Origin of the sequence: Lysinibacillus sp. 54212, from assembly GCF_036662795.1 — a bacterium.
In the GTDB taxonomy this organism is placed as follows: Bacteria; Bacillota; Bacilli; order Bacillales_A; family Planococcaceae; genus Lysinibacillus_B.
This window is the reverse complement of record NZ_JBAFWZ010000003.1, coordinates 1-14,186: the sequence shown is the minus strand read 5'-3', so window position 1 is coordinate 14,186 and position 14,186 is coordinate 1. Positions and strand designations below refer to the sequence as shown.

Annotated in this window: 16 protein-coding genes and 8 tRNA genes; 23 read left to right on the top strand and 1 reads right to left on the bottom strand. The window is 37.9% G+C overall.

Annotation, left to right across the window (positions count from 1 at the left end; genetic code table 11):
- The first annotated feature begins 160 nt into the window (after positions 1 to 160).
- Together V4T18_RS02820 and V4T18_RS02815 are read left to right on the top strand one after the other, a co-directional pair.
- The gene (locus tag V4T18_RS02820; RefSeq protein WP_332646335.1) at positions 161 to 640 is read left to right on the top strand and encodes a PH domain-containing protein; all 480 of its coding nucleotides are present in this window, start codon (positions 161 to 163) and stop codon (positions 638 to 640) included.
- Positions 633 to 2,108, top strand: a complete 1,476-nt coding sequence (locus tag V4T18_RS02815) for a PH domain-containing protein (protein ID WP_332646334.1) — start codon at positions 633 to 635, stop codon at positions 2,106 to 2,108. Before V4T18_RS02820 ends, V4T18_RS02815 begins: the two co-directional genes overlap by 8 nt.
- A gap of 45 nt (positions 2,109 to 2,153) precedes the next feature.
- Here V4T18_RS02815 and V4T18_RS02810 read toward each other — a convergent pair whose 3' ends face one another.
- The gene (locus tag V4T18_RS02810; RefSeq protein WP_332646331.1) at positions 2,154 to 2,759 is read right to left on the bottom strand and encodes a rhomboid family intramembrane serine protease; all 606 of its coding nucleotides are present in this window, start codon (positions 2,757 to 2,759) and stop codon (positions 2,154 to 2,156) included.
- 68 nt (positions 2,760 to 2,827) lie between these two features.
- On the opposite strand from V4T18_RS02810, the gene acpS reads away from it, so the two are divergent.
- From acpS to V4T18_RS02705, 21 genes are all read left to right on the top strand, one after another.
- Positions 2,828 to 3,181: a holo-ACP synthase gene (acpS, locus tag V4T18_RS02805; protein ID WP_332646329.1), complete on the top strand. Its 354-nt coding sequence runs from the start codon at positions 2,828 to 2,830 to the stop codon at positions 3,179 to 3,181.
- A gap of 67 nt (positions 3,182 to 3,248) precedes the next feature.
- Positions 3,249 to 4,253 (top strand): LolA family protein, encoded by a 1,005-nt coding sequence (locus V4T18_RS02800; protein ID WP_332646326.1) that lies wholly within the window; start codon positions 3,249 to 3,251, stop codon positions 4,251 to 4,253.
- An 84-nt stretch (positions 4,254 to 4,337) separates the two neighbouring features.
- Positions 4,338 to 5,459: an alanine racemase gene (gene alr / locus V4T18_RS02795; RefSeq protein WP_332646323.1), complete on the top strand. Its 1,122-nt coding sequence runs from the start codon at positions 4,338 to 4,340 to the stop codon at positions 5,457 to 5,459.
- 135 nt (positions 5,460 to 5,594) lie between these two features.
- Positions 5,595 to 5,888, top strand: a complete 294-nt coding sequence (locus V4T18_RS02790) for a transcriptional regulator (RefSeq protein WP_332646322.1) — start codon at positions 5,595 to 5,597, stop codon at positions 5,886 to 5,888.
- Between the two features lie 4 nt (positions 5,889 to 5,892).
- Positions 5,893 to 6,243: a type II toxin-antitoxin system PemK/MazF family toxin gene (locus tag V4T18_RS02785; protein ID WP_332646321.1), complete on the top strand. Its 351-nt coding sequence runs from the start codon at positions 5,893 to 5,895 to the stop codon at positions 6,241 to 6,243.
- A 619-nt stretch (positions 6,244 to 6,862) separates the two neighbouring features.
- Positions 6,863 to 7,261, top strand: coding sequence for an anti-sigma regulatory factor (locus V4T18_RS02780; protein WP_332646319.1), 399 nt, complete (start codon positions 6,863 to 6,865; stop codon positions 7,259 to 7,261).
- Positions 7,262 to 7,277: 16 nt separating this feature from the next.
- Entirely contained in the window at positions 7,278 to 8,276 is a 999-nt protein-coding gene (locus V4T18_RS02775) for a PP2C family protein-serine/threonine phosphatase (RefSeq protein WP_332646317.1), read from the top strand.
- A 61-nt stretch (positions 8,277 to 8,337) separates the two neighbouring features.
- Positions 8,338 to 8,682 carry an STAS domain-containing protein gene (locus V4T18_RS02770; RefSeq protein WP_332646315.1) on the top strand — a complete coding sequence of 115 codons (345 nt, stop codon included), beginning with the start codon at positions 8,338 to 8,340 and terminating at the stop codon, positions 8,680 to 8,682.
- A complete protein-coding gene (gene rsbW / locus V4T18_RS02765) occupies positions 8,669 to 9,139 on the top strand; it encodes an anti-sigma B factor RsbW (protein WP_332646312.1) in 471 nt (156 codons plus the stop codon). Before V4T18_RS02770 ends, rsbW begins: the two co-directional genes overlap by 14 nt.
- On the top strand, positions 9,117 to 9,902 hold the full coding sequence (gene sigB, locus V4T18_RS02760; RefSeq protein WP_332646308.1) for an RNA polymerase sigma factor SigB: 786 nt from the start codon (positions 9,117 to 9,119) through the stop codon (positions 9,900 to 9,902). Before rsbW ends, sigB begins: the two co-directional genes overlap by 23 nt.
- 117 nt (positions 9,903 to 10,019) lie before the next feature.
- A complete protein-coding gene (locus V4T18_RS02755) occupies positions 10,020 to 12,191 on the top strand; it encodes a Tex family protein (RefSeq protein ID WP_332646689.1) in 2,172 nt (723 codons plus the stop codon).
- A gap of 50 nt (positions 12,192 to 12,241) precedes the next feature.
- Positions 12,242 to 12,706, top strand: a complete 465-nt coding sequence (locus V4T18_RS02750; RefSeq protein ID WP_332646306.1) for a SprT family protein — start codon at positions 12,242 to 12,244, stop codon at positions 12,704 to 12,706.
- Between the two features lie 2 nt (positions 12,707 to 12,708).
- Positions 12,709 to 13,161: an NUDIX hydrolase gene (locus V4T18_RS02745; RefSeq protein ID WP_332646304.1), complete on the top strand. Its 453-nt coding sequence runs from the start codon at positions 12,709 to 12,711 to the stop codon at positions 13,159 to 13,161.
- 143 nt (positions 13,162 to 13,304) lie between these two features.
- A tRNA-Asn gene (locus V4T18_RS02740) sits at positions 13,305 to 13,379 on the top strand.
- 1 nt (position 13,380) lies between these two features.
- Positions 13,381 to 13,455 (top strand) — tRNA-Glu (locus V4T18_RS02735).
- A gap of 31 nt (positions 13,456 to 13,486) precedes the next feature.
- Positions 13,487 to 13,562: transfer RNA gene (locus V4T18_RS02730), tRNA-Asp, on the top strand.
- A gap of 6 nt (positions 13,563 to 13,568) precedes the next feature.
- Positions 13,569 to 13,643, top strand: a tRNA-Gln gene (locus V4T18_RS02725).
- A 4-nt stretch (positions 13,644 to 13,647) separates the two neighbouring features.
- A tRNA-Lys gene (locus V4T18_RS02720) sits at positions 13,648 to 13,723 on the top strand.
- 54 nt (positions 13,724 to 13,777) lie between these two features.
- Positions 13,778 to 13,863, top strand: a tRNA-Leu gene (locus tag V4T18_RS02715).
- Positions 13,864 to 13,886: 23 nt separating this feature from the next.
- A tRNA-Arg gene (locus V4T18_RS02710) sits at positions 13,887 to 13,963 on the top strand.
- Between the two features lie 16 nt (positions 13,964 to 13,979).
- Positions 13,980 to 14,053: transfer RNA gene (locus tag V4T18_RS02705), tRNA-Gly, on the top strand.
- Positions 14,054 to 14,186 lie beyond the last annotated feature (133 nt).

The window sequence follows — 14,186 nt, the reverse complement described above, 5'->3', positions numbered from 1 at the left end:
CTCGTCTAATTGCTAAGTCGAGATGTTTTTTTGAACTACATAATAATGGAATTTAAAGTTAAATTGGCTGTTAAATAATACTACATTGCAAAACCATCCATCTTTATGAAACAATTAGGAAGATGGTTCGTATAAATAGAAAAGAGAAGAGGTGGCATGTATGAGAGCGCAGCCGAAGTATCAAATACCTCGTAGGGGGTTAACAGTTTGGCGTCTATATGGAATATTCCAAACACTATTTATTGCTGTTTTAGCAGGGGGTATTAGCTTCCTAACGTATAAGTTTGATTGGCCTGTTTATATTTACGCGGTGGCAACTATAGTGGTCGTATTAGATGCAATAGCTTCAATTTGGATTTTTCCAAATGTTCGCTGGAATATTTGGCGTTATGAGGTAAGGGATCAGGAAATTGAAATTCAGAGTGGTCTTTTTATTGTAAAGCGTACATTAATTCCAATGGTTCGTGTTCAGCATGTAGACACAGAACAAGGTCCAATATTAAAGAATTATGGATTATCAAATATTTCAATTTCATCTGCAGCAACGGTCCATACCATTCCAATGCTTGAAACGAATGAGGCCGATATGCTTCGGACGAAAATATCGGAATTAGCAAGGGTGGCGGAAGAAGATGTCTAGTGAAAAATATAAACTTCATCCTGTCACAGCACTAATTAACTTTTTTAAAGCACTAAAAGAACTTCTATTACCAATTATCATTTTATTTATTGCAAACGGCTTTAATTTTAACTTAAATATTCGGGATAAAAGCTTCTTTAGTGAGATGGTGCCACTTATTATTTTGTTGTTTGTAGTGATTTACACTTTTTTTGCAGGGATTATAAAATGGTGGACCTTTAAATATTGGTTTGAAGATAGTGAGTTACGAGTAGAATATGGCCTCCTAGTAAGGAAAAAGCGTTATATTCCATTTGACCGTATTCAAAGCTTAAATTATAAAGAAGGTATTTTTCATCGTATGTTTGGGCTTGTGCAAGTAACGGTAGAAACAGCGGGGAATAAAAATGGTAAGCCTGAGGCGGAATTAACAGCTATAACAAGAAATGAAGCAGATAGAATCGAACAGGAAATGAATAGAGCAAAGCAAAAAGACGTTAGCCTTGCTGAAGAGGCAATGGAGGCAGTACAGCAACCGGTTGCCCGTGTCATTCATAAAATGTCGCCAAAGGATCTCGTTATTTTAGCGACTACTTCAAATAGTATTGGTGTCGTAATTGCGGGTGTAGCAGCTGTTTTTTCACAAGTGGCACAGTATATCCCTTTTGAATGGGTTTATGAGGAATTTGGACATTTAGTACGATTTAGTGCTGTTTTTATCGCTCTTTTAGTATTTATGACGTTTTTGTTTTCTTGGATTGTATCGGTAGCCATTACACTTATTAACTATTTCGATTTTACTGTGACAGAAGAGCAGGAACGAATCATTATTACAAGAGGTCTTCTAGAGAAAAAGCGAATTACGATCCCGTTAAATCGTGTGCAAGCTATAAAAATCGTTGAAAATCCATTTCGACAGTTATTTGGATTATCGACAGTTGTAGTAGAAAATGCTGGGGGAGGATACAGCACTGGAAAGGAAAAGAAAATTGTATTATTCCCGCTGATTTCAAAAAAGCGTTCTATTGTTCCGTTACAATCACTTTTTCCACATTACGAGTTAAATGTTATGGACAAAGAGATGGTGCGGCCACCGAAAAAAGCACGCGCCTTCTTTTACCGAATTGATTTTTTATGGTTGATTCCACTGATTGCAATTATTTCGTATTCCGCTTATCCGTATGGGTTATTGTCGTTGCTCATCGTTGTACCAGTTATATTACTTGGCATTTGGCAACACCGTACGGCTCGCTTTATAATACAAGGCAACCAATTGACGATTATTTATCGTCACATTAATCGAGTTACATTTATAGTGGAGAAAAAACGTATTCAAATTGCGCAGCAAAGTCAAACGTATTTCCAAAAGCGGAAAGGGCTTGCGACCGCCCGTGTTGTTGTAATGTCTGGTATGACTGGTGCAGAGGCGAAGGCGTATTATATGGAGCAACGAAAAATTGAAGAAATTATGAAATGGTATAGCCATTAAGATAAAAGACACATAACGCCTGAAAATTAGGCATTATGTGTCTTTTTAGTATTTTCGCCATCGTAGCATGTTCTTTGGTGTAAAGTAAACTAAACCTAGGATAAACCCGCCTACAAGACCACCGATGTGACTTGCTGCATTTACGTTAGATTGTAAAAAAGTCATTATAACACTTATCACAATAATCGGTAAAAGGATTTGTCGAAGTTGCGGTGTTGTACGACGATTATGATAAAGTATCGCACCGAAAGCACCAAAAACACCAAATATTGCGCCACTAGCTCCAACGCTTGCGTAAGTTGGTTCTTTAAGTAAAAATGTTGCCGCCTCTCCTGAAAGACCTGCAATAAAATAAATCGTTATAAAACGTACTTTTCCTGCAATTTTTTCTAACTCAGGTCCGAATAAAAACAGCGAAAACATATTAAATAGTACATGCATAAAGCCTGCGTGGATAAACATAGATGTTACAATACGCCACCACTCACCCTCAGCAATTAACCCGTTAACGCTCATTCCACCATAAAAAATAATATCCCCAATGCCAGGAATTAGTGTCATAATATAAACGATTAAATTAATGGCAATAATAGAGGATACAACTGGATAAGCATTAATATACTGTTTAAAATTTTCGTTTCGTATAAACATATTTCCACCTCGACTTGTAATATTATTATACATTGATTGAATGGAAGAATGAAAGGATGAGCCCTGAGATGATAGTAGGAATTGGTTTAGATTTAGTGGAGCTCGATCGCATCGAGAAGGCATTGAAACGCTCTGAGAAATTTGCAAAACGAATATTAACTGAACGAGAGCTAGCAATTTTCGAGTCGCTGTCCGAACATAGAAAGATTGAATTTTTAGCAGGTCGTTTTGCGGCGAAGGAAGCATATTCGAAAGCATGTGGAACGGGTATTGGAGTAGGCTGTGAGCTCCATCAAATTGAAATTTTAAAGGATGAGTTAGGTAAACCGATATTATATTTCAATCAGAAGCCTGTAAAAGGGTTTATTAGTATTACACATACAAAACATGTAGCAGCTGCCCAAGTCATCTTAACGAATTAATACATAATTCATCGACTCGCTCCATATGATTTATATATGTAAAGTAAATGGGAGAAAGGATGGAACGTTGCGATTTCGGCTAGTCGTTTTAATTGCCGTGTTTTGTGCATTCGTGTTAGCAGCATGTGGAAGCGCGTCTCAGGAGAAGGTTGTAAAAAAAATTGGCGAACAGTGGACCGAGTCAAAAGGCTACGAGTTAAATGCTACAATGGAAATGAAAACAGGTGGAGAGCCAAGAACTTATGATATCAATGTTTGGCACACGAAACCCGATTTTTACCGAGTAACTGTTACACAGCAGGATGAGAATGTAACGCAAATGATTGTGCGCAATAAGGATGGTGTGTTTGTTGTAACACCTGCATTAAGGAAAACATATAAGTTCCAAAGTGAATGGCCGAAACAAAATAGCCAAGCCTACTTAATTGGAGCATTGGCAGATGACATTACAGCAGATGCAAAGGCTGTAATGACTGAGAATGATAAGAATTATGTATTTGATGTTGCAACTAGAAATGCAGATAAGACGGGCTTACCTTCACAAAAAGTTACCATTGATAAGAAATCACTATTACCGAAGTCTGTAGTTATTATGAACGATGCACTTGAGGAGCAAATTGTTATTTCGTTTAAAAACATTGATTTCTCAAAAGCGCATAAAGAAGAAGAATATGCAGTAGAAAAATTTTCTGAAAGCAAAGAAGATGATGTAGCAGGAGCCGATATAGAAAATAAAGAATTCCAAACACATTATCCAGTTGTTCAATTTGAAAACACGAAACTTACAGGTGAGCAAGCTATCCAAGGAGATGGTATGGAACGAGTTGTGTTAACGTATGAAGGGGATAAGGCGTTTACCTTAATGCAACAGCCAGCGAGTAAAAGTGATTCACTTGTGCCTGTATTCGCACCTGGGGATCCAGCTGATTTAGGCTTTACAATTGGTGCAATTACGGATTCTTCAATAAGCTGGGAGCGTGATGGTATTTCTTATTTTATTGCATCGACGAAATTAACGAGAGAAGAAATGATGGAAGTAGCAGCATCGGTCACAGAGGGAAGTATGAAGTAATAAAAGACTTTGTTGGACGGCTTAAAAATTTTTCTCTAAAATAAAAAAATAGTTTAAAACATAAAAAAAGAGGGTATTTATCTAATGGAGCATATACAACACTACCGTCCAACAAAGGCGATAATTGATTTACAGGCAATTCAAACGAATGTTCAAAACTTAAGTAAGCATTTACATCCAACAGTGGAAATTATCGCAGTTGTAAAAGCAAATGCTTATGGCCATGGAGATGTTGAAATTGCACAAGCGGCTATACAGGCAGGGGCTACAATTTTAGCAGTAGCTACTCCGGATGAAGCAGTTCATATGCGTAATCACTTCCCGCAAGTAAATATTTTAGTCCTTGGAGCATCGCCAATTTCGTTTGTGTCATATGCAAGTGAGCATAATATAACGTTGGCAGTTTTTTCAACTGATTGGGTTAAACAAGCTAAGGAGGTACAAGCAGCATCCAAACCATTAAAGCTACATATTAAAGTTGATTCAGGTATGGGGAGAATTGGCGTAACATCGAAGAGGCAATTGCTCGAACTTTATACAACAATAAAAAAAGTGTCGAACTTTGAAGTGGATGGACTATTCACGCACTTCGCCACAGCAGATGAGGAAGATACTACATATTTTAAAAAACAGGTGAGCCTATTCCGAGAGCTTTTGCAGTCATTACCGGAGAAGCCCCGCCTAGTACATGTTGCCAATACTGCAACTGCACTTATTAAAGATACGTCATTACAATACGATGCTGTAAGATTTGGCATTTCTATGTATGGATTGGAGCCATCTTCGTTTGTCGGTACTGAATTACCGTTTCCTCTTGCACCAGCCTTTTCGTTAGAAACAGAATTAGTTTTCGTCAAGGAACTTAAAGCTGGACAATCAGTTGGCTACGGTGCAACTTATACAGCTCAGGAAGAATGTTTTGTTGGAACCTTACCAATCGGTTATGCTGATGGGATGATTCGCAAGCTAAGTGGTCAAACCGTACTAGTCCGTGGAGAACGAGTACCAATTATAGGTCGAATTTGTATGGATCAATGTATGATTTTATTACCACGTGCATATAATATCGGTGAGAAAGTAAAATTAATTGGTTCGCAAGGGAATGATGCTATATCTATTGATGAATGGGCAACAAAATGCGACACAATTAATTATGAAGTACCATGTATTATTACATCTAGAGTTCCTAGAATATATACAAAATAAGTACATTACACCAATAAACTAAGACTTAACACAAGAATTGTCAGATTTTTTCTATTCTTGTCTTTTCATAGCGAATATTCAATGATAGAATGAATTAGAAATGAGAAGTGTACGGTTTTGGTGGAGGTGCTTGTTGTGTACGCAAAAAAGCTAAATAATGTTGCATTGCAAGATGCGATTGTAAAGCAACCAGAAGATATTATTAACGAATTCAAACGTTCATTTGAAGACAGTTATTTTAGTGAAAATTTAGTCGCGTATATGCCGACAAAAAGATTTTCAAAGCATGAGCAACCAAATCTTATACGGGAGGCTTTAATTAGAGGCTATGTGGAAATGTCGCACATAAATCTGACTATTTGTAGAGAATGCCTACATGCAGAGTATGAAGCGGAACATATGGTGGAGCGTCTCGTTAGCGGGGGATGACAATTTGATTGTAAAACGTGGGGACGTTTTCTTTGCGGATCTTTCACCTGTTGTTGGATCCGAACAAGGTGGAACTAGACCGGTCCTTATTATTCAAAATGATATTGGAAATCGATTTAGTCCGACGGTAATCATCGCTGCAATCACTGCGCAAATTCAGAAAGCAAAATTACCAACACATGTTGAAATTAATGCAAAAAAGTATGGTTTTGAGCGAGACTCGGTAATTTTGCTTGAACAATTGCGTACGATTGATAAATCTAGGTTAACAGACCGGATAACACAGCTAGATGATTTGTTAATGGAGAAAGTTGATTTCGCTCTTGAAGTAAGTCTAGGGCTAGTTAAATTTTAATACATATAAACATCTGGAGGACATCGAAACAACTTGTTTCGATGTTTTTTTATTTCAGTATAAGAAAGAATAAATTTTTGGCGTTTGAGCAGTGTCTAGGTATTCGTATCAAATTATATTTTACGATGAAAGCTATTGCTCCAGAAGCAGCTACTTAAGGTCGTGGTGTCTATCTCTATGTGTGGCAGGCACGCTAGGAACCTTTTGCAAGTAGTTTGTCGCAGCTAAAAGGGTGCGAATGCTTTTTTCTTAGTGAAAAATTTTGCTAAATAATACTTGCGGATAAGGATAAGAAGATGCTACTTTAAAAATCAGTGGGTTTTGAAGGGGTTTCTAGCGGACTAGATTCAATACTTTCTTTGTATTATCCTTATTAAACCAATATGTTTTTCTAACTTTTAATTTGTTATAATTATAAAAAAATACAAAAAACATGGGTATTTATCAAAAGCTGGAGATGGTAAAGTGAAATTTATAGTTGGAACTTCAGGTTTTGATATTGAACCAAAATCAATAACAAGGAATTCCTAATCTAAAAAAAGTTAATTCGTAATATTAATTCGTACTATTAGATTTTAAAGAATTATAGGAATCTCCAAATAGGATTGGAGGCGCAGTAATGGATGAGAAAACAACTATTGAGATAGTAACTGAATGGGATATTGTTGCTGCACGCCAACTTGGTCGTAACGAAGCAAAAGCTATAGGGTTCGATACAGTTGATCAAGCAAGAATCACGACTGCTATTAGTGAGCTTGCTCGGAACATCTATTTATATGCGCATTCAGGTGAAATTACTATTGAAATAATCGAAAGGGAAGGGAAAAAGGGGATTGCTGTTACTGCCTGTGACAAAGGACCGGGGATCGACAACGTTCGAAATGTGTTGGACGACGGCTATACAACTTCAGGGGGCATAGGTGCTGGTTTGCCTGGGGTAAAACGTTTAATGGATACCCTTGACATACAAACGTCAGTTGGTGAAGGTACGCTAATCAGAGTAGAAAAATGGCTGTGATAGGAAGTGGTAAACAATGAGGGAACTTCAAGAGCAGTATAAGCAAATTCTAGGGGATTATATTGAAAGTTTGACCGAAAGTAATTTGTATATAGGACAAAATTTTATTCGACAATTAATTAAAAACAAGGTAACACCAGAGGAAGTAATTAGTATTCACAAAGCTTCTATGGTAGAAATATATCCAGACACCCCTATAGAAGTTTTACATGGCTATGATTTTTTAATCGAAATTATGGTTCATTTTGGTCTGACATTACGGGAACATCAAAGCTTACTAGAGCAACAGGAAGAGCACCGTATAGAAATGAACATCGCAACGAAAATTCAAAATTTATTATTAAAAACATCTGTACCAAAGAGTGAGCATATCGAAATAGGTATGGTATCAATCCCAATTAGAAAAATGAATGGAGATTATGTGCACTTTTTGAATGATGATGAAAATTTTGTAAGTATAGCAGTGACGGATGTTGTCGGGAAAGGGGTGCCTGCTGCGCTGTGTATGTCTATGGTGAAATACGGTTTAGACACCTTAGAATATGCAAATGGTAATCCTTCCTATGTATTAGAAGTGTTAAATAAAATTATCGAAAAAAGCGTCGATGATAGTATGTTTGTATCAATGTTTTTTGGTCGTTTTGATATTGCTAAAAATATTTTTACATATGGTTCTGCTGGCCATGAGCCGGCCTTATTTTACAAGGCTTCAGAGAATACATTCTATTCTTTAGAGGCAAAGGGTTTGCTACTAGGTGTAATGCCAGAAGTGAAATACCCCCAGTTTGAAGTGAAGCTAGGGGATGGTGACTTTATTGTGATGTTGACAGATGGGGTAACTGATTTTCGTGATTTGGAAAATAGAGACTCCCGAGAAATAATTGAAGCATTGCTACTGAGCTTTAAAGATTTAGCAGCGCAAAAAATGTGCGAGAGGCTGTATGAAGAGCTACAAAAAATACAAAATTTCCACATAGATGACGATTTTACAGTCGTTATTGTGAAAAAAATGTGAAATGGGTTTTAGGAATTAGAAAAACGGGAACTGAAATATAGCTTTATAGGGGGTGGTCGAAATGAACATTAATGTGTATTTTCGAGAAGAGGATGCAGTATTACGTGGATTTGTGGAAGGTGAAATCGACACATTTACCGCGCCAATCTTACGTGAAGAGCTTGATGTAATAAAAATAACGGAACAGCATACTATTGAGTTGGACCTATCGAAGGTTAGTTACATGGATAGTACGGGTTTAGGAATTTTTGTAGCCTTTTATAAAAAAGTAACACGGGAACGGGCTGAATTAAAGCTGGTTAATCTTACGGATCGTTTAACGCGCTTGTTTGAAATTACTGGTTTAAGTGAGTTAATGAACATCGAATCAAATGAAAAGGTGGAAGTTAGTAATGAAAGCATTTGATTATGTGGAAATTAGAATTCCGGCAAAACCACAATATGTTAGTGTTATTCGACTTACAATCTCGGGTTTAGCTATACGAGTAGGATTTTCATACGATGAAATTGAAGACTTAAAGATCGCTACAGGAGAGGCCGTAACCAATGTCGTTCATCATGCCTATAATGAGCATGAGGATGGAGAAATTGTTATTGGCTGTGCATTGTTTGAAAGTAAAATCGAGATCATGGTAGCGGATTATGGCAATAGCTTCGATTTTAAGGAAATAAAATCTAAAATAGGTCCATATAAAGAGGATGAAAATGTAGCGATGTTACGTGAAGGTGGGTTAGGTCTTTATTTAATGGACACTTTAATGGATGAGGTGAAATTAAATAACGAGGGCGGCGTAACTGTTTTCATGACGAAATATGTCACGAGAGAGCAGGTGGAGAAAAATGTCGAAAGAATCACTACCTAAAAACTCGTCCAAAGAAGAGGTCCTAACGTGGATTACACAATATCAAGCGTGTCAAGATGAGGCGGCTCAAACAAATTTAGTCCTACATTATAAGCAGTTAGTAGAGTCAATTGCTAGAAAATATTCACATGGTAAACCGTATTATGATGATATTGCTCAAGTAGGAATGCTAGGCTTATTAGGTGCAATTAGAAGATTTGATACATCATACGGTAAATCCTTCGAGGCTTTTGCGGTGCCTACAATTGTTGGTGAGATCAAAAGGTTTCTTCGGGATAAAACATGGGATGTGCATGTACCACGTCGCATCAAGGAGCTAGGCCCTAAAATAAAAGTGGCGGTAGAAAATTTAACAACAGACTTACAACGCTCTCCCACTATCTCTGATATAGCGAAGTATTTGGAAGTGCAGGAAGAGGATGTATTAGAGGCAATGGAAATGGGCCGTGGTTATCAAGCGCTGTCAATGGATCATTCTATTGAAGCAGATTCTGACGGAAGTACAGTCACTTTATTTGATATCATTGGTAGTGAAGATGAAGGCTTCGAGCTTACAAACCACCGGATTATTGTTTCAGAGGTAATGGATATTTTAAGCCTTCGGGAAAAACAGGTTATTCAACTTACTTATTTAGAGCAGCTAAGTCAAAAAGAAGCGGGAGATAGATTAGGGATTTCGCAGATGCATGTATCGAGGATTCAACGAAAAGCGATTAAGAAACTGCAAGAGGCGATTATTTCTAGTGGTCGTGTCTCCTTATAACTTATTTTCTATTAGTCTACTATATAATTTGGTAGGCTTATTTTTTGTGTAAGAATTTAGTATGTTATTATGGACAAATGGTAAAATAAATGTAATACAAAGAAGGGTAGTGGAATGATGGAACAAAAGAAAATGCTTCAAATTATTGCAACGGATACAAAGGTGAAGCCACATCAAGCCGAAGCAGTAATAGGACTGTTAGAAGACGGCAATACAGTACCGTTTATTGCGCGCTATCGAAAAGAGGCAACAGGATCTCTTGATGAAGTGCAAATTAAAGCAATTGAAGACCGCTACCATTACATACAACAACTTGAAGGTCGTAAGGAAGAGGTGCTTCGTTTAATTGACGAGCAAGGGAAGCTAACGGAAGAATTAACAGAAGCGATTCGAGCAGCAACGGTTTTACAACGAGTCGAGGATCTGTATCGTCCGTACAAGCAAAAACGACGTACGAAGGCAACGATTGCAAAAGAACGTGGACTAGAGCCATTAGCAGACGTGCTCATGAGTTTTCCTAAAGGGGATTTGCAACAAGTTGCCACTAGGTTTATTGATAAGGAAAAAGGAGTTGAGACTGCCGAGGATGCTTTAGGAGGTGCCCGTGATATTTTAGCTGAGCGCTTTGCTGATGATGCAGCGATTCGTGATAGGTTACGACAGTTGTCATGGCGTGAAGGGAAAATTGAAACAGCGTTAAAAAACGGGGAGAAGGACGAAAAGCAAGTATTCGAAATGTATTACGAATATGAAGAGCCGATTCATCGTATCGTACCTCATCGTATACTGGCAATAAACCGAGGCGAAAAAGAGGATATTTTACGTGTATCAATTCATGTACCGGTAGAACAGGTTGTTCAAATTATGGAAAATAAATGGATTCCTAAAAATTACACATCCGATGCGATTACAGAAGTATCAGTGGCTATTGCCGATAGCTATAAGCGATTAATCCAGCCGTCGATTGAGCGAGAGCTTCGGGGAGAATTAACGGAAAAAGCTGAAGCGCAGGCGATTCATATTTTCTCAGAAAACCTACGAAATTTATTATTACAGCCACCAATGCGCGGCAAAGTAGTTTTAGGAGTCGACCCTGCTTATCGAACAGGTTGTAAGCTTGCTATTGTAGATGAGACTGGGAAAATGCTTGAGGTAACGGCAATTTACCCTCATCCACCGAAACCAGAAGTAGCAAAATCAAAAGCGGTTGTAAAAGCCCTGCTTGATAAGTATCCGATTAGTATTGTTGCAATCGGTAACGGTACAGCCTCTCGTGAAACAGAGCAATTTATTGTAGATGTACTAAAAGAGGTAACCACTGATACTGCGTATGTCATAGTAAATGAGGCGGGCGCATCGGTATATTCCGCATCGGATGTTGCTCGAGCAGAATTTCCAGACTTACAAGTAGAGCAGCGCAGTGCAGTATCGATTGCTCGTCGTTTACAAGATCCGTTATCCGAACTTGTAAAAATAGATCCAAAAGCAGTTGGTGTCGGTCAGTACCAGCATGATGTATCACAAAAAGAGCTTGCGGAGTCCTTAACGTTCATAGTCGAAACAGCAGTTAACCAAGTCGGTGTAGATGTGAATACTGCATCCTCTTCTCTTTTACAATATGTATCTGGTTTATCCAAAACAGTTGCGGAGAATATCGTGAATGTTCGTAGTGAAGCCGGAAAGTTCACATCTCGTACGCAGCTGAAAAAAATACCACGTCTAGGTGCTAAAACATATGAGCAAGCAATTGGCTTTTTACGAATTCCAGATGCAAAAAATCCGCTTGATGCAACAGGAATTCATCCGGAAAGCTATAAATTAGCAGAGGGAATTTTATCGATTGTTCATTTATCTAAAAAAGATGTTGGTACTAAAAAGGCAGAAGAGGCGCTTGCAGGTTTGCAGATTAGTGAGCTAAGCGAAAAGTTAGGTGTAGGGGAAGTAACAATAAAAGATATTGTTGATACATTAATGAAGCCATCTCGTGATCCACGTGATGCATTCCCTCAACCTTTATTAAAAACTGATGTCTTAAAGATGGAAGATTTAAAAGTAGGTATGGAGTTACAAGGAACTGTTCGAAATGTTGTTGATTTCGGCGCATTTGTTGACATCGGTGTAAAACAGGACGGTCTAGTTCATATTTCGAAATTGCAAAAAAGACGCATAAAGCATCCACTCGAGGTTGTCTCATTAGGGGATATCGTTACTGTATGGGTTGAGGGTGTAGACGCAAATAAAGGGCGTATTTCATTAACGATGCTACCACCAGAAGTGCAAAACGTATAAACTATTAGTGTACAGTACATCGCTGTACACTTTTTTTGGGTGGTGATACTATGACAGATAATCAACTACAGCAATTAGTAGAAGAATTGTCTCAACACTATTTTCAATTGCCTTTTCTACATAGGGCGTATTTTAATTCGCGTTTGAAAACAACGGGTGGTCGATACTTATTAAATACACATGATATTGAAATTAATAAAAAATTATATGACCATTTTGGCATTGATGAATTAAAAGGTATTATTTTGCACGAGCTCTGCCATTATCACTTACATATACGTGGGATGGGTTATAAGCATCGGGATAGAGATTTTAGAGAGTTGCTAAAGAAAGTTGGGGCTCCCCGATTTTGCTCTACAATAGAAGAAACTCAAATTTCGAATAGAAAAAAAGTACTTCATACGTATCAATGTGTTCGTTGCAGTCAACTGTATATACGAAAACGAAAAATGGATGTACGAAAATATCGTTGTAGTAAATGTGGTGGAGAAATCACATACTTAAGGAGTGAATAGGATTGGATTTGACAATAAGGCTTGAACAAGGTGTGCTAAATTGCCGTGTAGCAGCTGTTATTATTAAAGAGGGCTATTTATTGTTACACAAAAATATTCAAGATGATTACTGGGCACTCCCAGGAGGACGTATAAAGCTACATGAAAATAGTGCTGACGCAATAGTGAGAGAGTTGAAAGAAGAGCTAAATATTCAATTGCAATGTAAACGTTTATTATGGGTAAGTGAAAATTTCTTCAACATTAAGGAAGACCACTACCATGAATTTGGATTTTATTATGAAATCGATTCGCAAAATTTACAACTATTCCCGAAAGCATTTAATGCTTATGATAATGAAGACTTTGTTTATCAATGGATAAAAATCGACGAATTAAATTCTCTTCATATCTATCCTGAGTTTATAAAAGAAAAGATTAACGATATGGAATTTGAGCATTATATAGGTAATTAATATTTAAATAAGCTGTGGAAATCTATATATATCAATGGTTTTCACAGTTTATGAAAAAAACTTAATAAAAAGTGTTGACGATTATTAAAATGGTCTCTATAATAATAAAAGTCGACAAGATGATGTTGACGAGAAAACATTATTCCGAAGTAGCTCAGTGGTAGAGCAACCGGCTGTTAACCGGTTGGTCGTAGGTTCGAGTCCTACCTTCGGAGCCATGGCCCGTTGGTCAAGTGGTTAAGACACCGCCCTTTCACGGCGGTAACACGGGTTCGAATCCCGTACGGGTCACCATTTTCTAAATGTATAAACAATATAATAACAAGGTCCCGTGGTGTAGCGGTTAACATGCCTGCCTGTCACGCAGGAGATCGCCGGTTCGATCCCGGTCGGGACCGCCATTTTTTTGGGGTATAGCCAAGCGGTAAGGCAACGGATTTTGATTCCGTCATGCCTAGGTTCGAATCCTAGTACCCCAGCCATTTAGAGCCATTAGCTCAGTCGGTAGAGCATCTGACTTTTAATCAGAGGGTCGAAGGTTCGAGTCCTTCATGGCTCACCACTTTAATCTTGATAATTATACTTAAAATTGTATAATGGAAAAGTCATGGTTAATGCGGTCGTGGCGGAATGGCAGACGCGCTAGGTTGAGGGCCTAGTGGGGGCAACCCCGTGGAGGTTCAAGTCCTCTCGGCCGCACCAAAATAATTAATTATATAGCATATGCGCCCGTAGCTCAATTGGATAGAGCGTCTGACTACGGATCAGAAGGTTATGGGTTCGACTCCTGTCGGGCGCGCCAAATAAATTTCAAAAACGCGGGTGTAGTTTAATGGTAAAACCTCAGCCTTCCAAGCTGATGTCGTGAGTTCGATTCTCATCACCCGCTCCAAATTTAATTTTAAAAAAGTTGTTGACACGAATTTCGGTGAGTGTTAAGATATAAAAGTTGCTGCTTAAAGCGGCGGCGAAATGAACCTTGAAAACTGAACAAGCAAAACGTTAACAATAAAGTTTCATATTAA